We start from the raw sequence: 19,478 nt of genomic DNA, 5'->3' as shown, positions 1-19,478 counted from the left end.
GTTATGCTGAACATTCTTCGTTTTAATTGGATATGATTAATGGACTTTAGATCTGATACGGTTACGCAACCGACTGCTGCGATGAAGCAACGCATGTTTGACGCACCGCTTGGTGATGATGTGTATGGCGATGATCCGACGGTCAATGCGCTAGAACAATTCGCAGCTGAGCGCCATGGGTTTGAAGCAGCGCTATTTACCAGCTCTGGTACGCAAGCAAACCTCCTTGCGTTGATGAGTCATTGTGAAAGAGGCGATGAATATCTGTGTGGTCAACAAGCTCACAATTACAAGTTTGAAGCGGGTGGCGCAGCAGTACTTGGCTCTATTCAGCCACAACCTCTAGAAAATGAGGCCGACGGCGGTATTTGTTTAGAAAGAATTAAGCAAGCCATCAAACCTGATGATTTCCATTTTGCCAATACTAAACTGCTAAGTTTAGAAAACACCATTGGTGGTAAGGTGCTTAGCCTTGAGTATCTTGCAAAGGCTCGAACATTATGTGATGAACACGATTTAATGCTGCATTTAGACGGTGCGAGAGTGTATAACGCCGCAGTAGCATTAAAAGTAGACATCAGAGAAATCGTCAAACACTTTGATTCTTTTACAATATGTCTCTCCAAAGGTCTAGGGGCACCGGTAGGTTCTTTATTGCTGGGTGATAAAGCATTTATCGAAAAAGCGAGACGATTAAGAAAAATGCTTGGTGGCGGAATGCGTCAAGCGGGCATGCTCGCAGCGGCTGGCCTTTATGCTTTGCAGCATAATGTAGAGCGTCTGGAAAAAGATCATCAAAATGCACAGTATTTGGCTGAAAAGCTAGAGCAAATTCCGGGCTTCAAGCCCTGTAAGCACAAAGTACAGACAAATATTGTTTTTGTTGACGTGGAGCCGCAGATTGACTTATTTGATATAGCCGAACAGCTAAAGCTAAAAGGGATCAATATTACCCCTGGATACCAAGGCGGAAGATTCGTAACCCACTTAGGAGTTGATAGGGCGGATATAGACACACTTGTGCATGAGATCGCAGCAATTACCTGATCCTGATGTAATAATTGTATTGACTTTGGGTACAGTTGTGAGTACGTTCTTTATTTTTAAATAAGGAAATCAGATGTTGTCATCTTTAATAAGAATAACGGTGGGGGTTTCGGCATTGCTGTGCAGTGCTAGCAGCTTTGCAAGTTCAGTTGATTTTTCTCTCGGTACTGGCTACCCATTTCTAGGTCAAGTAGAACTATCAGTTCCTCAAGTTGATACAAATAGTCGTTGGTTCGGTAACTATGTAATAGGGTTAGGAGATGGCTTTGCTATTGGCTATGAAAAGGCTGTTTCTGATAACAATAAACATGCACTAGGATTGATTGCTGGTGCTATCGGTGCAAGAGATGCGGGACCAGTATGTGAAGATCAAGACGATACTGGATGTGAAATACTAGAGCCGTTTTTCGATCTCTTTGATAGTGAAACCACCTATGGTCTTGGGTTGAGTTATAGTTACTATTCTTCTGGAATTAATCAGACTGGTTGGCGAGTGAAATTGGTCGCGGGCTACGGTGAGAGTCAGGAATATAATGATAAACGAGTTGATGGCGGATTAACCATTAGCTATCAATTTTAAGCCATCGCCCTGTCTTTGTTGAATACAGCTACAGGGCGATGAAGTAAAGCGTTTAGAATTTATACTTTACATTAGCGCTGATTGTACGGCGTTGGCCATAGAAACAATCACCTCGGTATAAACAGCTGGTGATCACCGTTTTGTCACTGACATTATCGACTTGTAGGCTGAACTGATACTGGTCAATGTCGTAGCCTATCATCATATCAATCAGGGTAAAGTTATCCGTCACCAATTTCTGATGCAGTGTTTGGCCGTTAAGCTCAACGGTACGGCTGCCATCAAAGGTTTTACCTACGTGCCTAATACCTGCGCCAAATTTAAGCCCTGGAAGTAACTCATCGGCACGATACGTTGCCCAAATTGACGCTAAATGTTTAGGTGTGGCTGAAAGCTCGGTATCATCTGTGATTAAGGTCACCAGATCTTGAGCCATATAAAGCTCGTCAGGGCTCAGTGGTGTAACATCTTGTTCTGTTTCTAGATAAGAGTATGCAGCATATACATCAACGTTTTGCCATTCAAGTTGGGCTTCAAGCTCAAAACCAGTCACCGCTATTTCGCCATCTTGTACTTCTACTTCTGGAGAAACTTTGCGAATTTGGTTTTTGTCTTTAATGTCAAATATCGATGCCGTAATAAGGTGTTCAGTACCTGCTGGTTGATACTTTAACCCCATTTCTACTTGTTCACCTTCCAGTGGCTTATATGCTCCACCTTGTGGCTTTTGACCAAAAACCGCTTTAAATGATTCTGAGTAGCTAACGTATGGTGCTAAGCCATTGTCGAACTGATATAAAACACCAATTCGGCCTGTTGTGGCATTCTGAGTACTTTTGATAGCTCCTGCGGTTTGTATTTGGTTAGATACGTCATCGTAACGAAGTGCGGCGTTGAGTACCCAGCTATTTACTTCTGCAGTCACTTGAGCATAAGCGCCAAGCTGTTTGTTGTTTAGCGTATTTTCAGGGTTATCGACTACCGCTGTTGGTAACTCGGTACTTTGACCATAAACCGGGTTGTATAAATCGAGTGGAGCTGCAACGCCACGACCGCGATCAGAATCCGTATCCGCACTTTGGTAATCAACACCAGTTACAGTTGTCAGTGTTACCGAATCCCACTCTAGATACTTGTGAAATTGCAGGTCCATTGTCAGGCTTCTTGCACTCGAGTCGGTCAGGCTCGCTATGCGCTTAACCGTGCGCTTATCGGCTTCAAACTTAGGAGGCCAAGAGTAAATAGTGCGGTACTCAGAGGAGCTGTCGCTGTATCGACCAGAGAATTTTATATGGGTGTCTAAGTTAAAGCTGTGCTCAACAATGGCTGTAATAGCCTTTTGTTCAGTATCATACTTGTCCCAGCCCGGTTCGCTAATAAAGCGCTCACTTGGAATTGGACCATATTTTGCAGGAAGAATGGTGCCTTCATGGGGGAAAAATTGCGTTGAAGAGCCTGATTCATTTCTTTGCAGGTTAGCAAGTAACGTTACCTTAGTCTCATCTGAAACTAGCCAGCTAAAGCTAGGTGCAAGCATTAAGGTGTTGTCGTCAACATAGTCGGTTTGTGTGCCACTATCACGGAACATGGCTACCGCTCGTGCTTGATACTCTTGCTGCTCGCCGAAAGTTGTATTGTAGTCCAAGGCGAGCTGTTTGCGATCATAGTTGCCAAGCTGTGCCCAGATCTCACCTTCGGTGTCTGACTTTGGTAGTTTTGATACCGCGTTTATGATGCCGCCGGTTGACCCTTGACCGTAAAGCACAGAGGATGGGCCTTTTAAGATCTCGACACTTTCAAGTGCGTAAGGATTGGTACGGGTATTGTTGTAGTTTCCAAATAGTTTTTGTAGGCCATCAACATACTGCAGCGGATCTACACCGCGGATCTTAGACCAATCACCTCGGGTATCAACACCGTAAGGGCCATTATAAACACCTGCAACATAGCCGATGCATCTTGCAGTGTTTCTGCACCTAAGTCTGAAATACGCTGAGCGGTTAAGACAGAAACAGAAACAGGAGTTTTTACAATGGGGATTGCTGTTTTTGACGCTGTCGCGCTAACGTAAGAGATAAGTCCTCTTGGGCTGACTTTAATAATTTCAATATCTTCGTCACTTTGCTTCTGCTCTTGTGCATTAGCTGAGCAAGCTAAGGCCAATGCTACACTGGCAAACAGGGTTGAATATTTGTGTTTAAATGAGCGCATGATTAATCCCTATGATCTAATTTTGTGCAAATGATATTGTAGATGATAGTGATTATCAATAGTGTTTTTCTGGAATTTGCAAATGTTACAATAGGTTATAAATATTATAACAAATTAAGTCTTTAGATTAGCGACGGCTGCTACAACGCTTTGAGCAGTACTTGACGTTTTCCCACTCCTTTTGCCACTTTTTTCGCCAACTGAAAGGGCGATTGCAAACTGGGCATATTTTTGTAGGTAGGTGTGTTTTTTTATGTGCCATAAGCGTCCTTTGGTGACTATTACCATCTTGTCTTGCGAGGTGAATGTCAGTGGCGTCGCGATAGCTGGATGCGATAGTGGTGTTATCGACAAGATGTGCTCGCCGCAAATTAGCTCACTTAATTAACCTGAAGTTAGTTATGGTACGACCGTAGGGCGTGGGTCGATCTAAAAAAGCCCCATCGCAATTGCTATAGGGGCTTTAGAAAGGAAATGATAATGGCTAGGCTACGCCGATGGGATAAGGGCATAGCCTCCTTTTAAATGTCCGATATTATTAAAGCCTAACCTTGCTAACGCTTGTGCTGCAACCTGTGAGCGGCTACCACTTCGGCACACCAAAACTAAAGGGGTCGATTTATCTTGGTTATGTCTGCCAATAAAATCGGTGAGTCGTGTCAGCGGCACGTTTTGGTCAAAAGCCCGATTGTGGTTTAGTGCGTACTCATGGGGTTCACGAATATCAATAAGTAGCAGATTATTGTTGTGCTGCATATGTTCGGCCAATTCACTTGCCGTGTACTCGTGAAGTGAAAACTGATCCTTGCTACATACTGTCGCACCACACATGATTTCACTGCCAGCGTCATCGACAATATTTTGGTCAATAAGTGCTTTCTTTTCGACAAACTCCGTCACAGATATTTCATCGCATAAAATACGCTTTAGTGTGCCGTTACGACTACTTTCTGCACTGAGTGTCGTGGCAAATTCATTGTTGTAATCATGGCTTGGGCATAACAAAGTATCGGGCGTCGCTAATGTTGCGAGCAATTGAATGCTGCTAAACATCGCGCTACTTGAGCTGGTCGGGAAGTTGGTTCTACCGAGTGCACCCATCAGAATTAAATCACCACAAAAAACGTATTTAATAACGGGAGTATCTTGCTGCTGTTCAAATAAAATGAAGCTTACGCTATCTTCTGTGTGCCCTGGTGTTGGTAACTTAGCTAAGTGGTAATGGCCAAATGGGATACAAGCTAATTGCTGCCCTTTATATTCCATAGTCGTTGTTTGTGTGGGCCAGCCTAAGTGATCGCATGCTTGTTTTGGTAATGAAAAAGCGACTCTACTTGATTCATGATCAGCATGTCCATGGGTATCTAATGCTGCAAGCAGGGTGAGCTGTTGACACTCTAAAATTGTATTCAGTCGCTCAACTAACTCTGGAAGCGGGTCAATAATGATGGCGGTTTTGGCCTGTTTATCTGCAAACAACCAACAGCAGGCGCCTCCTACTTTAAACTGCACTAAGCCATCAAGTGCTTCTTTATTATCTATGTCATGATGGGCTTGCATTAGACAGCTGTGACCTAATGCCTGAGCACAATGTTGAATACGCTCACAAGCTGCATCAATTTCAGTTTGTGTTGTCGCAGGACCATAGGACATTCGAATCGCAGATTCACTCTGCCAAGCGGGTAGGCCCATAGCATCGAGTACAAAACTCCGAGTCACTTTCGAGCTACATGCAGAGCCGGAGCTTACACGGATATTTGCGGCATCAAATAAATCCATGATTTCTTTTGAGCTAAAGCCGGGTATGGCAAAGTTGAGTGTTGTTGGCACACTATTACTGAACTGATTGTTAAAAACAATAGTTGGAAAAGCGCGGGTTAGCGCTTGAGCTAATTGATTTCGATAGTCATGTAGCTTATCTACGCTGACAAATTGGCTGCCATCTTCTTTAAGTAACTCGTCAAAGATAATATCGAGAGCAGCAAGGCCTGGTAGATTTTCCGTGCCTGAACGCAAACCGCTTTCTTGACCACCACCTGCAATAAAAGGAGTAAATGGTGCGTTGTTTCTAATGTAAACAAAGCCAATGCCTTTGGGCGCATAGAGTTTATGGCCGCTGAAAGGTGCATAATCAATGGTGGTTCTGGCTAAGTTTAAGTTGCGTTTACCTAGCGCTTGAACACAATCTACCATCCAAAATACATCAGCATTATGGGTTCTTATTACCGACTCTAAGGCATTCAAATCTTGATAAACGCCGGTTTCGTTGTTTACAGCCATAGTGCAGATCATTAACGCGTTTGGCACTTCTCGTGCGATAAAGTCAAAGTCAAGGTTACCTGCGTTATCGACGGGGATTGCTTTAACCTCTGCGTTAATTTCAAGGATGTGATTCCAGTGTTTCAGTGACTCTGGTACGGCTTTATGCTCGGTCGCACCGTAAAGTAGTGTATATTGCTTATGAGGCTCGATTTGCTTTTTTGCTTCACAAAGGGCAGACAGTATGCCAGTTTGGATCCCTTCGGTGGCGCCACTGGTAAAAATAACTCTACCGTTACCTGAACCCAGAACCGCGCGTGCCTTTTGGCGAGTTTGCTCCATGAGCTGCTTTGCTTGCAAACCTGTTATATGACTACTACTTGGGTTTCCAAACATAGTTTTCATGGTAATTAATGCGGCATTTGCTGCTTGTTCTAATACAGGGGTCGTTGCATTAGCATCCAAGTATATTTGGGGTAATACGGTATCTTCTGTCATGACTGTGCCTTTAGGTATAAACAAATCACCTATATAACCAAAAGTAATAAGTAATTATTTATAGTTATAATAAGGGAGATAGATGCGGGTTTCAACTATTCACGACGTGTTTCTTTGATCCGATTTATAGTATTGTTAATGTAAATTTAATTTGAAAAATATGTACTCATCATGTTTAATTGCCCTCGCTCTTGTATATACGAGCAGAACGACTGATTGGTAAGGAAATAACCTTTTAATTTTAACGGAAAGATCATGCTGCAACGAATAGCAAAACCAACAATGTGGCCATTGTTTTTTACACTCGGTGTTTATGCCACGTTGATTTGGCTGCAGGGGTTTTATCAGGCATTTGGCCAGATCATGAATGAAGCGAGCATAGCGCTTACAATGGCTCTGGGCTCATTTGTAGCTGGTGGGACGGCATTAGGGGGAGGCGCTGTTGCTTTCCCTGTGATGACTAAACTATTGGATATTGACCCTGCAACGGCAAAAGTGTTTTCGCTTGCTATTCAAAGTTTCGGTATGACAGCCGCAACAATCACTATTTTCTGTCGCCGCATTCCAGTATACAAAAATGTTATCGTTATGGCATTACCTATGGCTGCACTTGGCGTTACAGTAAGCCTTTTGTTCGTTGCGCCACTGGCTCCACGTTTGTTAGTTAAATCCATTTTTAGCTTTTTACTTCTCTGTTTTGCGCTAACCCTTATTTTACGGTGGTGGCGTAAGGCACATCATCAGCCAAGCAGTGAATTCATCAAACCTAAAATGCTACGCTTTATGTTCGTTGCGTTAATTGGCGGTATCGCCAGTGGACTGGTGGGCTCAGGTGCAGATATCGCGCTATTTGCGCTATTAGTGATTGCATACAATGCTGATGTAAAAAAGGCAACAGCCACTTCCGTTGTAGTAATGACCTTTACGTCGCTAGTTGGTAGTAGCATCAATGCATGGCATCTAGATTCTATAACGAGTGAAATAAACAGCTATCTACTGGCAGCAATTCCCATTGTGGTCGTTGGTGCACCGCTTGGAGCCTATGTGTGCTCTAGAGTTAAAGTAGGGCACTTAGTGAGTTTCTTATTACTACTCATAGGGCTTGAAGTCTGCTTTACGTGCTATGAGCTTTATCCCGCTATAATACAATTGAATTAATGCTCTAATCAATTTGAAGGATGACATAGCTCATTTACTTAATACATTTGGTATAAGCAATTGGTTTTAGCGCTGAAATACACCTCAGAGCGTTAGCCAACCGAACAGTATGAGCTTTTAATTTCCTTGGGTTAACATTTTATTTTATTTGCTATCATGAAATTAATTATCTTACATCTGTTGCAAAAAAGATTACAAATATAAAATCTAAATGATAGTTGTTATCATTACTATTGTTTTGCTAAACTTCGCACCCTCTTAAATAAATAATTTTTTGAAATAGTCCAAACCGGCTATTTCTTTAAGATCCAATTGCGTAGTTTGGAGTTTCAACATGCAAATCTCTCGCTCTTCTGTTTTATCTGCTTCTTGGGTTGCGGTTAAGTTAGCGTTGCTGGGCGCTAGTACCTCTGCATTTGCTGCTGAGGAAATTGAAAGAATTAGTGTTTACGGTAAGCACAATAATATTATTCTACAATCTGGCACAGCCACCAAGTCGAATATGGACCTCATGCAAACCCCCGCAGCAGTAGTCGTGGTGGATAAAGAGCTATTAGAGTCGCAAAGTGCAGCAACGCTCCAAGATGCACTGCGCAATGTGAGTGGTTTATCTCAAGCTGGAAACAATTATGGCATAGGTGATTCACTAACGGTTCGTGGCTTGGGTGTAAACTATACCTATGATGGTATGTATGGCGGTGCTGATTTAGGTAATAGTTTCAACCCGACACGTTCACTAACAAACATCGAAAGCATCGAAGTATTAAAAGGCCCTGCAACTGGCTTGTATGGTATAGGTGCAGCTGGTGGTGTCGTTAACTTAGTTGAGAAAAAGCCGAAGTTCGAGCAGGCACTTGAAGTGAGCGGAAAAGTAGGTGCGTGGAATACTTATGGTATTGGAGTCGATTTCACTGATGCGATTACGGATAAGCTGGCATTTCGCGTAGTTGCAAATCACGAGCGCAGCGATGGCTATCGAGACCTTGAGTCTGGTAGAGATGAAGTTTATGCTAGCTTAAGGTTTGACCTAAATAGTGACCACTCTATTTTGTTTTCTACCGCCTACATTGACGACTCGCAACAAGTTGACTCAATCGGAGACCCTGTTCGTATCCTTAACTGGGATAGCATTGCGGCTGAACCTGGGCTTGTAACGGCGGACCTTTTACCGAATGATAGCAACTATATCGCAGAAGATGACAAGTGGCTTGGCCAGCAGTTAAGCGATGAGCAGCGTGCTCAACTCGCAGCGTCTATTGCAGCGTCCGATGGGTTGAAGCCGTTTGACCTTGGTGATGGTAATCTGATTTCACCTCTTTCACGTCCAAATGAAGGCGAAGAGTTACGTGTTAAACTACGTCATGACTGGTACTTAAACCGCAACTCAAAGCTGACCCAACAAGTGCTATGGCGCAGTTATGATTCAGACTTTGTTCGTCAAACCGGTGCGTATAACTATGTTTACTGGGAACGTAGGGCGGAGTATGAGGATGAGTACTACGATATCATCAATGCTACACCAAGAGCCCCATTGGTATTAAATGGTGAACTATATCCGTATGCCGCTCGTCGTCAAGAGTATCGTCGCCAGCTGGCAAGTGAAAAAACGTGGCAATATTTTGCTGACTTACAGCTAACTTGGGACATGAACTCAATTAGTGGTGAGCATTTAGTGAGTGTGAACTACGAAAATCGTGATATGCGATTAAAAAGCTGGTCAGCCTATGACGCAGATGGCAATGGCTCGATCCCTTATATTTTAGATATTCGCAATCCAAACTGGCCGACAGGGACTTTCGAGGATTACGATCCATCACTTCGCAGCAACTATGATAAAACCCTGACTGCATATGGTATTAGTGCGCAGGAAGTGGTCTATCTTACCTCTGCACTTACAGCACGAGCTGGCCTCGCGTATACTCGTCTAGAACAGAAGTACCAGCACTTAGGCACTGAACGATCACCAAAAGAGAGTAAAGAGTTAGACTCAGACGATGCGGGCATGACCTACAATGTTGGTCTTAACTATCAAGTAACACCGCAGTTCTCTACCTTTATCAATGTGGCGAAAGGCCGCACTGCATACAGCGTAATTGGTAGCCTTCAGGATGAAGCCGATGCAAACCGCAAAAATAGACCTGACTCAGAGTCCGAAACACTAGATATTGGTATGCGTTTTACTGCGTTCGATGAAGATTTACTGGGTTCATTAGTGTGGTTTGAAACAAAACGCACTAACCTGATGTATACAAACCCTGAGTATAATGATAAACCAGGTGATGACTATAATGTCAGCGTGCCGCGTTATTTCTTCGACGACGAAGATGAATCTCAAGGGGTTGAGCTTGATTTAAACTTAGCACTAAATGAGCAAATTAGTGTGAATGTCAACGCCACTTATCAAGATGCAGTTGAGATCCGTTCAAATGAACGTTCAGGTCAAAAGAAAGGGATCCCGAAAAAGTTTGCGAGCACTTGGGTGAAGTATACACAGCCAGTTGAATGGTTTAGCGGCGCTTTTGAATACAGTGTTGGCCTCAATTATGAGAGTGAAAGAACCATCAACTCTGTTTCATTTGGTTTGCCAACAGCAACGATTGACGGTTATACCCGCTGGGATGCTGCAGTAAAATTTGATGCAGAACACTTTAATGTTCAGCTAAACCTAGAGAACTTAACAGATGAACGTTATTACAGTAAAGCTATGTTCCTAGGCGGTATGCCAGGTAACGAGCGTAACGCCAAGTTGAGCTTTAACTACAAGTTCTAAATACAGCAATAAACGCAATAAAAAGAGGAAGCCTGCTTCCTCTTTCTCCTATTAAGCAAATTGGCGTTGCAACTAAAAACTTAGTTTAGGTAACAGGTAATGCGTGTTAATAACTCGCTCGGCTGCGTATCTCGAACATCGTTTAAATATTCCTCAACCACTGGCACGTTTGCCGGCTCAAAATTACTGTTTGGTAGCCATTGACCAAACAAGTATTCATATGGGGTCTCCAATGAAGCATAATCCCCTTGATACAATAGGTTAGCTGTTTTTCCTTGAGGAAGTGAAAATGCACACAATCCGGCCGGTAGAGGAGTGGGGAGCTTAGGCACTAAAATAGTCGCCATGGATCTTAGTTGTTGCGGTTCTACCGTTTGTGGGTCGTCAAAATAGACGCCAAAAAATCGTGTTTGTTCATTTAGCAGTCCATGCTGTTGGGCGAGTAAATTCAACTTTTCAAAGGCTTGACCTATCTGCATATAATCACCACTATGCTCCAAACCAATCAGTGTCATCTTGTCTGTATTTTCCGTTTCAACAGTAAACATATTTGAGTCCTCATCAATATCTTTAATATAAAAGTCAGCCGCACAATGACGTGCTTTGGCCTGTTCTTGTTGGCGAAACTGGCTGGGAGCTTGCTTATATCGTTGAGAAAACGCGCGACTAAATGCTTCGATACTGGCATAGCCCGTGAGCTTTGCCACTGTTGCAATCGACTCTTGAGAGCGAATTAACATTGCTGCTGCAAACTGAAGCCGCATCCTTCTTACCGTCGCATTAATAGGTTCTCCAACGATTGAGCGATATACACGGTGGAAGTGGTAGCTAGACATATGGCATTGCTCGGCTAGCGTGATCACATCCAATTCACTGTCGATATTGTTATAGATATAATCAATAACCCGATTTAAGCGCTGGGTGTAATGCGTTAACGTCGATGCTTTTGTTGTCATGATTTACTTCTTTATGTGTCTGTTTCAGCCAGTATAAAGCTCCCCATAAAAATAGGTTAGGAAGCTATAAATGATAATGACAGAAGTTGATTTGATAATGTTTGCGTATTTTTGAGCTTATCGCCATTCTAGCTTGGTTCGTTGTTTTCCGTCAGTGCCTTTTCTACTGCTTTTAGAATGGAAGACTTGGTGGAGGGTTTGGTGATGTATCCAGTGAGCCCTAAAGATGCCCACTTTCTGATGATATCTTTGTTTTTATTACTGGTCAGGGCAATAATAGGCAGTTTTTTACAGTGAGGTATATTTCGAATATTCTTAGTGGCGTTGTAACCGTCCAACTCGGGCATAAACAAATCCATGAATACCATCGAGAACTTTTGTTTTCTTAATTTTTTGATGGCGCTTAGGCCGCTTGAGACACTTTCTACTTTATGGCCTTCGTCGCGGAGAATTTTCGCTATCATTTCGCGGTAAATTTCATTGTCTTCTACCACCATTATTTTAACTTCTTCTTGCTTCGGCGTGACTGGTTTTGACTCACTAATATCTACTTCACCAGCGTCACCTACAGGCAGCACATGTTGTGCTAATTGCGCACTTTTCGAATGGTCTTTTTCGGCGAGTAGCGCAGTAAATTCGGCAATCGAAAACTGCTTGTCTTTTAACCTTTTAGTTAGCTCGTGAACACTTTCAGCCAGTTGCTGCTCTAATTCGTCTAACAGTGGCGATAAATGCTTTTGCTTCAGCTCGTTGAGTAAGTCATCTTGAACCTTATTAATCCCTTTTTCGTTGTCGAGGTTACGTCTAACGGTTTGTAGGGTTTCATCTGCTTTTTGATGGTAAAGGGCGGCATCATCAATTAATTGTTTTAGCTTGTCGTCAATGCGGCCAAAATGCTCTTCACGAATTTTCGCAACTTCAGATGTTCCCTCTGTGCGCACTAAGGCGTTGTGTAAAATCATCCGAAAACGGTAATTTTCGTACATTGGTTTGTAAACAAAATAATCGGTGAAAATTCCTTTCATACAGCATCTAAACGCAACGCCTGACTCTTTGTTTTCACATAACAGAATATTTTCGTGTGAATAATTGAGTAATCCATGTTTTGCTAGCAAGCTGTATATTTCGACGCTTTTTGCAACCGTCTTTCTGGCAATAACAATAACATCAGGTGGTGACTCAGCAAGCAGCTCGGCGATTTCTTTATGGTTAGTAAGTGTGCGGTATTCATTAACCTGAGAGGCAACAATATCTACAACACCAGTCATTTCCGCGGGTTCATCACAAATAATGATAACCTTGGGGTGTCTTTGTGCGTGCTCAACCGCTTTTTGATGCATAGATTCCCTCTTAAATTTTGATACAGCGAAGTTCACTGTGTTTTATTATTTACTGGAACGCGACTTTTGTACTGCTGACTCCGTAACGGCCTGTAGAAATTCTGAGGGCGGACAGGGCGGGTAGTAATAATAACCTTGTACGTACTCTACCTCGTAGCTTTGTACCACCATAAGATCTTCTGCTTCTTCGACCCCCTCAGCCACAACTTCAAGGCCTAGTTGGTGTGCCATCTCGCAGGTACTGGCGATGATGACACGTTTATTTGACTGCGTAGCGCAGCCATCAACAAAGCATCTATCTATTTTTAGTTCGTCAAAGGGGAGCTCGTTTAACTGCTTGATAGAGGAGTAACCAGTGCCAAAATCATCAATAGATAGCTTAAAGCCCTTAAGCTTTAAGCGTAGCAACACATCAAGTGCACGTTTGATATTCTCCAATAAGTGGCTTTCTGTGAGCTCTAAGGTAATTTGCGACGTTGACGTATGGTAAGAGTCACAAATAGACTCCAGTTTTTCTGGAAGCTTGATATCTTCAAGTTCTTTAACACTGAGGTTAATACTAAATTGCACTGTGCTAAGTACATTTCGGTTTTGTTGCAGTAGAGCGAGTGTTTGCTTGAGCAAGCTGTAAGACAGCAAATGGATCAAATCATTATCTTCCATTATGCTAATAAACTGAGAAGGAGGCACCGTTCCATCGGCACTATGGTGCCATCGAGCTAACACCTCTGCCCCAATGATAGCACCTGATGCACTGGCTACCTTTGGCTGGAAATAGGCACAGAACTCTTCTCGTAATAACCCTTCATATATTTCTTCTTTACTGTAGTTTTGTAAGGCATGTTTGGTCTTTATGTTGGTTTTATTCGACTCCAGCTGGAGATAGAGCTCTTTTAATTTAACTGCAGATAAAGGTTTTTCGAGGCTTGAAATGATGGTCAGTCCATGAAGTTCGGCCAGTGCTGCTGTATTTTTAATAAATAGCCCTTTCTCTCCACTCAACAGTGCGATGGGGGCTTGTATGTTTAACTCAGCAAACGTTCGTAACATCTCGACGCCATCTATTTCAGGCATGTTGATATCAAGCAAGATAAGGGAGGCATGGTGTAGTTTATCACTTTCAAGCGCACGTAACCCGCTACTAAAGCCTTCAAATAGACACGGCGTTTGGTTAGAAATGAGCAATTGCAATTGTGTTAGGATGAGCTCGCTATCATCAATCGCAATAATAAGGTGCTTGTCATTTATCATACTTACTCGACCTAGATATTGAGCACATGATCACGTCAGATCTTCCACATTAAGTATAGAAGCAATTTCCGCTTGTGCATTATCAAAAAGGATAAAACATTGGTTCAATAAACCTTCTATCTTTTCAAGCTTTCCTTCACTTGCTGAGCGCTCAAGTTCAGCCATTTTTTCATAGAGTTGCATTGCTCCAACCGCTTTTGCTGAGGTCTTGCCTTGATGTGCAATATTCTTGACAGTTTCAGGATGTTCAAGGTCAAACCCTTGAAATAGCTTTTTCGTGTCCTCAACAAAGCTACGTAAAAAAATACCTTGAAGCTCATTGTCTGTGCCGACATACTCGCTAAGTACGGCCAAATCTATGTGCATGTTTTTCGATAATTGCTCACCTGAGTCGTCTTTTAAAAGTTGCTCGGTCGAGTGTTTTTTGGTTGATGGCTGAACAAGCCAACGTTTGAGCATGCGATTTAATTTTTGTAGCACAATGGGTTTGGCAATGTAATCATCCATTCCCGCTGCAAAACAGACTTCTTGCTCGCCATCCAATGCATTAGCCGTCGCTGCAATGATGGGAATATGGGCAAGATTTTCTTCTCGTTCATTTTGGCGCCGTTGCTTGGTGAATTCATATCCGTCCATGATGGGCATATGACAGTCCGAGATAATTAGTGAAAAATGATATTGCTCAAGTAATTGCAATGCTACTTTGCCATTGTCAGCAATAATACATTGATAGCCCAGTAGGGCGAGTTGCCGCTTGAATAAATCCTGGTTATAGTGATTGTCTTCAACCACTAAGATGAGCGAATTTAGCGCTTGTGCTTCTTCAAGGCTGGGTGGTGAGGCGGCCTTGTTACCGCTTTCTCCTTCGTTGGACGACTCATTTTCTATCAACCCTTCAACAGTAGCGATATGGGCCACAACCTTATAAGCGTAATAGGGATACAGAGCTAGGCTTGAAACATTTTTTGTTTGTGCCTCCGGTAGCTGGTCTTGGCTGTTGTCTAGTAAAATATACTTACACTCACTTTCAGCAATGAAAACCTCTTTCCCCTCAGTTGTAAGCTGTTGAAATGCCTCGGCAGTGATGACTAGATAGTCGAAATTTTGGCTATTGATTAGTTGTGCGTTAAACAACTCCCTTGGGAATATTTCGCATTGAGCCTCATATATACGAAGTTGGCTTTGTAAATCTCTTTCAAACTTATCCTCGTCTCCTACCACTGCAATTTTTAACCTGTCTAGGCTCAAGTTAAGCTCACTCGGTTGCTTTGGCACCTCGAGGTAGGGAAGCATTACGATAAAGTTGCTGCCAAACCCTTCAAGGCTCCTGCACTCAATTTCGCCATTCATCATTGCTACTAGCTTGTGCGTAATGGAAAGTCCAAGCCCAGTACCGCCATATTGACGCTGAATACTGCTGTCGGCTTGTTCAAAGGGTTTGAATAGATTGTTTACTTGCGCCTCTGACATGCCTTTGCCGTTATCTTTTACACTGATCTCCATCAAATCGTCACAGTTAGAGCGACCAATAGTAACTTCAACAAAACCAGCTGTGGTAGCCGTGGTTTTGGTGAACTTTAATGCATTACCGATCAGATTAAGTAAAATTTGCCGTAGCCGAACGGGATCGCCTTGTTGCCAAGTTGGCAGTTGCGGCGAGAGATAGAAGGCCAGCTTAAGCTGTTTGGAGTCGGCTTGATATGCCAGCAATTCAGCCAGTTCCTTGATAATCTCCTGCCAACTAAACGGGGTTGATTCTAACTGCATTTTACCCGCTTCGATTTTTGAAAAATCTAAAATGTCGTTAATAATCCTGAGCAATACCAAGGCCGAATTTTTTGCAACTTTAGTTAGATGAGATTGCTCATGGTCTAAATTAGATTGAGAAAGAATATCAAGCATACCCACCACACCATTCATTGGGGTGCGGATTTCATGGCTCATGGTCGCAAGAAAACGTGATTTGGCTTCGCTCGCTTGCTCGGCGCTGATCCGTGCTTGTTCAAGCTCTGTAGACGAATTAATGCTAGCGGTAATGTCATTTTGATAAATTAACGTATATTGACCTGAATCAGTGGAGATGTTTTTCACTAATACATTAAACCAATACACGCCTTTATCGAGCGCATATTTACATGTTGTTTGCGCCTGAAATTGAGAGTTTACTTTCGCTTGCTCAAGCATTAGCAAGATTTCGGAGTCATCATCTAGGGGTAACCGCTGAATAAACTCAGTAATCTCTGAGCCCTTATTTACGTTGTTCCCCATAAATTGATATTCGTTGTGCTCGGTTTTTTTAGTGTGCTCATTAAACTGGTTTATCATTGCAATATGCTGATGTTCGTCCAAGAGTAAAATAAATGCTGGGAACGAATCTATGGCTTCTTGGAGTAACTTTTCGGTAGATTTTTGCACTCTAAGTAAATACTGCGCAGAAGACCTTTCAACTTCCGCTTCATGCATTTTATCTAGCGCTTCTTTTCTTGCAGCAACCAGCTCTTTTTGGATCCGCTGTTGGCGGTTAGTTTCATTTACTTGACTGGTTACGTCTTTCACTACACCAACAATAAATTGAGCTTTCTCACTGGAGTAATATTTGAGATTGAGCACCACACTAAAATACCGATACTCGCCATCATGCTCTACAGTGAGTTGAAAATCCCGAGTGTCAGTAATAGCAAGCGCTCGAAGGTTTGAATATAATGTCTGTCGATTGTTGGCATTGAGTAACCGTATTATCTTTTTAAGGTTGTGGTGCTCCAATTCTGTAGACAAATTGAATAGCACTCTAAAGCCTTCTGATACGTGGGCATAAAATTGCTTTACAGGCATTTCGAAACTGCCAATGGCTGCGAGCTTCTCTGATGAATTGAGTAAAATTTGTCGTTTTTGAATGGCATCTTTGGCAACTTGCTTCTCTAACCTTGCTTTTTGTTGAGCTCGGTAGCTGACCGCCAACCCTAATAAACAAAAGGTGACGAGTAATACAACTTGCCAAATAAACTTTGCTTCTATGGTGTAAAAAAGCGCTTGATTGAATGCCTCATTTGAATAGGCGAACGCGCCAATTTGCAGTTCTTGGTCCCATACGGTTGAACTCAATACGGTATCTAGCAGAGGTCCATTATCGATAAGTATCTGGCTCAACACCGTTTGGCTATTAGAAAATTCAGCCTCTTGGAGCTCTTGTTGGGTGTAAAAACCCGAGGCGTTATCTAGGCGTTTACCTAAGTCAAGGCTTAGACTGCCAAGTAGCACATCAAGTTGCGATTCATGCCAATATAGAGTCTCAGTGAGACCTTTTGCAGATAGACCAAGGCCTGCCATCACTAAAACTTGGTGCCCACTATCACTTTTTAGCACTTCTAATACAATACCTCCTTGCGCTAAACGCTGCTGATGACGAGTATAAAAATCCGCAACTTGTGATTTATTTAAGTACTGAGAGTTACCCCAATTGTTGATATCGACAACCTGTACCTGAGAATGCTGAAGCATTGTTGAATTTATGCTAGCTAGGCGTAATGCTTTGATGTGGGGCTTGTACCAAAGTGTCTTTAAATGGTTGATACGCTGTATCGATTGCTGGTTTAGTTGTCTCAAAGTTTGCAGCTCCGACAGATAAAGCAGCTGCTTTTGACTGGCAAAGTGCTCAACAAACAACACCGCGAGTACTGATGAAAAAATAATAATTAATTGAGCGGTTTGAGTTCTAATTGGCGCCGTTCTGTATACGGCTAAACGTGAAATCGTTCTGATCAACATGCACACTAGCACAACATAGAGCAAAGCGATGACAAGCGACACTATGAGAGACCACTGAGCGCGTTCTTCAGACGCTTGCATTGAGGTAGCCGCAGACATTTTCATATACTCTAGCAAGTCGAGACTCCCCGTTGCTAATAAGTTTAAATAGGCAGTGCTATTATCCCACCAAACGTAGTGAGGCAGGTCACTTTCGACTCCCAAAGCAAGGCGTGCCATTTGTTTAGTAAAATAAGTATATTCGCTAGAGGCCGTCGTCGAATGAAAGAGTTGGAGTGTGTTTGGATTGGCTTTCAGGCCCTCTAACAAAGCAATGTGGGTGGAATAATATTGTAGCGCGCTGCGCAGCGCTGCAAATCTCACCGTAGTTTGCTCTGCAGTTAGGTATCTACTGACTTTTGCTCTAAGGCGACCACCAAGCTCTATGGCTCTGATTAAACTATGTATATTTTGATATTGGTTGGTGTGCTGTTTACCTGCGAGCTCATGGATAAAAGACTGTTCTGTTTGTATTATCCGCACCGCGTCAATGAGTTGATTGATTAAAATGGTATAGCGCAGAAAGAGCTGTTCGTTGTTTAATGTATTTTGCTTATTTGCATTCCTAAGTGATTGAATATCATCATTAATGGTTAAGTGAGTTTGATTAAAGTGAATTAAGCTACTTAATTTGCTTGAAACTAGAGATGAGATAAGTTCGTCTGTTTCTTGGTAATAGGCGTTGAGCCGGGTCTGATGTTCTCCTTCAGATTTGAACCCAGTAGACATGCCTCTTTCTCGTTGTAGGCTGAAGACGAGTCCAAATACTTTATCCAATACAGACAGGTTATCGTAATAATGTGTTTGACTCTCATGAGCAACACAGTTTTGATTAAATTCATTTATCTTTAAATAAAACCCACCTAAACAGATGAGGGAAAGAAGAATTAGACTAAGTATTTTAATGTTTGTGCTCACAGCCAACACCTGCATTATCTCATAAAGCAAACTATAGTAGAAAAACAGACTGTGTCTAATAAGTGTGCAATGAAGACTCCAAAACTACCAGAAAACGAAGATAGTCGGCTACAGGCGCTCAGAGAACTTGGCGTTCTTGATACTGAGCCAGAGCATGCTTTGGACAGGCTGACGCAGTTTACTGCACATGTTTTCGATGTACCTATTGCGCTAATCAGTCTTGTTGATAAAGACAGGCAGTGGTTTAAGTCGCGCTTTGGCTTAGAAGCGCAACAAACTCCCCGAGATATTTCTTTTTGTGGCCATGCTATTTTAGAAGACAAGGTATTTGTGGTGCCTAATGCGACGACCGATATTCGCTTTCGAGATAACCCCTTGGTACAACACGCACCTTACATACGGTTTTATGCAGGCGCACCACTAACAACATCATCAGGATTAAATATTGGTACGGTTTGCATTATTGACCTTGAGCCGCGACAGTTTAGTGATGGTGACTGTGATATACTAAAACGGCTCTCAGAGGATATTGTAAGACTACTCGAAAAATCTAATGTGCTTTAATAACAAAAGTCTCTTAATTATTAGTGCAATTCGTTGGCTGAAGCGTTACAATTGAGACTGTATATCATTGCTATTTAGAGCAAAGTTAGATCATCGCTACGTACTCTTTTATTCAACCTTTT

At 42.5% G+C, this 19,478-nt stretch carries 11 protein-coding genes and 1 pseudogene; 5 read left to right on the top strand and 7 right to left on the bottom strand.

Annotated features, from left to right (window positions below; all coding sequences use genetic code 11):
• The first annotated feature begins 39 nt into the window (after positions 1–39).
• Together ltaE and CEX98_RS12955 are read left to right on the top strand one after the other, a co-directional pair.
• The gene (ltaE, locus tag CEX98_RS12960; protein ID WP_099642481.1) at positions 40–1,047 is read left to right on the top strand and encodes a low-specificity L-threonine aldolase; all 1,008 of its coding nucleotides are present in this window, start codon (positions 40–42) and stop codon (positions 1,045–1,047) included.
• A gap of 73 nt (positions 1,048–1,120) precedes the next feature.
• Positions 1,121–1,627: a hypothetical protein gene (locus CEX98_RS12955; protein WP_099642480.1), complete on the top strand. Its 507-nt coding sequence runs from the start codon at positions 1,121–1,123 to the stop codon at positions 1,625–1,627.
• A 52-nt stretch (positions 1,628–1,679) separates the two neighbouring features.
• On the opposite strand, the pseudogene CEX98_RS12950 reads toward CEX98_RS12955, so the two are convergent.
• The 3 genes and pseudogenes from CEX98_RS12950 to CEX98_RS12940 form a co-directional block, all read right to left on the bottom strand.
• A pseudogene (locus CEX98_RS12950) lies at positions 1,680–3,838 on the bottom strand (TonB-dependent siderophore receptor).
• Positions 3,839–3,965: 127 nt separating this feature from the next.
• Entirely contained in the window at positions 3,966–4,100 is a 135-nt protein-coding gene (locus CEX98_RS12945) for a DUF2256 domain-containing protein (RefSeq protein ID WP_099642489.1), read from the bottom strand.
• A 227-nt stretch (positions 4,101–4,327) separates the two neighbouring features.
• Positions 4,328–6,595, bottom strand: a complete 2,268-nt coding sequence (locus CEX98_RS12940) for an aminotransferase class V-fold PLP-dependent enzyme (protein WP_099642479.1) — start codon at positions 6,593–6,595, stop codon at positions 4,328–4,330.
• A 255-nt stretch (positions 6,596–6,850) separates the two neighbouring features.
• Here CEX98_RS12940 and CEX98_RS12935 point away from each other — a divergent pair, with 255 nt between their 5' ends.
• The gene (locus CEX98_RS12935; protein ID WP_099642478.1) at positions 6,851–7,753 is read left to right on the top strand and encodes a sulfite exporter TauE/SafE family protein; all 903 of its coding nucleotides are present in this window, start codon (positions 6,851–6,853) and stop codon (positions 7,751–7,753) included.
• A 334-nt stretch (positions 7,754–8,087) separates the two neighbouring features.
• Complete coding sequence (locus CEX98_RS12930) at positions 8,088–10,523, top strand: TonB-dependent receptor (protein WP_099642477.1); 2,436 nt, start codon at positions 8,088–8,090, stop codon at positions 10,521–10,523.
• An 80-nt stretch (positions 10,524–10,603) separates the two neighbouring features.
• Here CEX98_RS12930 and CEX98_RS12925 read toward each other — a convergent pair whose 3' ends face one another.
• From CEX98_RS12925 to CEX98_RS12910, 4 genes are all read right to left on the bottom strand, one after another.
• Complete coding sequence (locus CEX98_RS12925) at positions 10,604–11,479, bottom strand: AraC family transcriptional regulator (RefSeq protein ID WP_099642476.1); 876 nt, start codon at positions 11,477–11,479, stop codon at positions 10,604–10,606.
• A gap of 128 nt (positions 11,480–11,607) precedes the next feature.
• On the bottom strand, positions 11,608–12,819 hold the full coding sequence (locus CEX98_RS12920) for a response regulator (protein WP_099642475.1): 1,212 nt from the start codon (positions 12,817–12,819) through the stop codon (positions 11,608–11,610).
• 45 nt (positions 12,820–12,864) lie between these two features.
• A complete protein-coding gene (locus CEX98_RS12915; RefSeq protein WP_099642474.1) occupies positions 12,865–14,070 on the bottom strand; it encodes an EAL domain-containing response regulator in 1,206 nt (401 codons plus the stop codon).
• Positions 14,071–14,100: 30 nt separating this feature from the next.
• Entirely contained in the window at positions 14,101–18,792 is a 4,692-nt protein-coding gene (locus CEX98_RS12910; protein ID WP_099642488.1) for an ATP-binding protein, read from the bottom strand.
• A 69-nt stretch (positions 18,793–18,861) separates the two neighbouring features.
• Between CEX98_RS12910 and CEX98_RS12905 the strand changes: the two genes are divergently transcribed.
• Positions 18,862–19,356, top strand: coding sequence for a GAF domain-containing protein (locus tag CEX98_RS12905; protein ID WP_099642473.1), 495 nt, complete (start codon positions 18,862–18,864; stop codon positions 19,354–19,356).
• Positions 19,357–19,478 lie beyond the last annotated feature (122 nt).

The organism is Pseudoalteromonas piscicida, from assembly GCF_002744175.1.
Lineage (GTDB): Bacteria > Pseudomonadota > Gammaproteobacteria > Enterobacterales > Alteromonadaceae > Pseudoalteromonas > Pseudoalteromonas piscicida_B.
Note: the sequence above shows the minus strand (reverse complement) of the source record. Positions and strands in the feature narration are given on the sequence as shown.

What these genes read in the sequence shown, in the direction of transcription:
- CEX98_RS12925 (WP_099642476.1), bottom strand. Translation starts at nt 11,479, where the DNA reads ATGACAACAAAAGCATCGACGTTAACGCATTACACCCAGCGCTTAAAT.
- ltaE (WP_099642481.1), top strand. Translation starts at nt 40, where the DNA reads ATGGACTTTAGATCTGATACGGTTACGCAACCGACTGCTGCGATGAAG.
- CEX98_RS12915 (WP_099642474.1), bottom strand. Translation starts at nt 14,070, where the DNA reads ATGATAAATGACAAGCACCTTATTATTGCGATTGATGATAGCGAGCTC.
- CEX98_RS12940 (WP_099642479.1), bottom strand. Translation starts at nt 6,595, where the DNA reads ATGACAGAAGATACCGTATTACCCCAAATATACTTGGATGCTAATGCA.
- CEX98_RS12905 (WP_099642473.1), top strand. Translation starts at nt 18,862, where the DNA reads ATGAAGACTCCAAAACTACCAGAAAACGAAGATAGTCGGCTACAGGCG.
- CEX98_RS12955 (WP_099642480.1), top strand. Translation starts at nt 1,121, where the DNA reads ATGTTGTCATCTTTAATAAGAATAACGGTGGGGGTTTCGGCATTGCTG.
- CEX98_RS12935 (WP_099642478.1), top strand. Translation starts at nt 6,851, where the DNA reads ATGCTGCAACGAATAGCAAAACCAACAATGTGGCCATTGTTTTTTACA.
- CEX98_RS12930 (WP_099642477.1), top strand. Translation starts at nt 8,088, where the DNA reads ATGCAAATCTCTCGCTCTTCTGTTTTATCTGCTTCTTGGGTTGCGGTT.
- CEX98_RS12945 (WP_099642489.1), bottom strand. Translation starts at nt 4,100, where the DNA reads ATGGCACATAAAAAAACACACCTACCTACAAAAATATGCCCAGTTTGC.
- CEX98_RS12920 (WP_099642475.1), bottom strand. Translation starts at nt 12,819, where the DNA reads ATGCATCAAAAAGCGGTTGAGCACGCACAAAGACACCCCAAGGTTATC.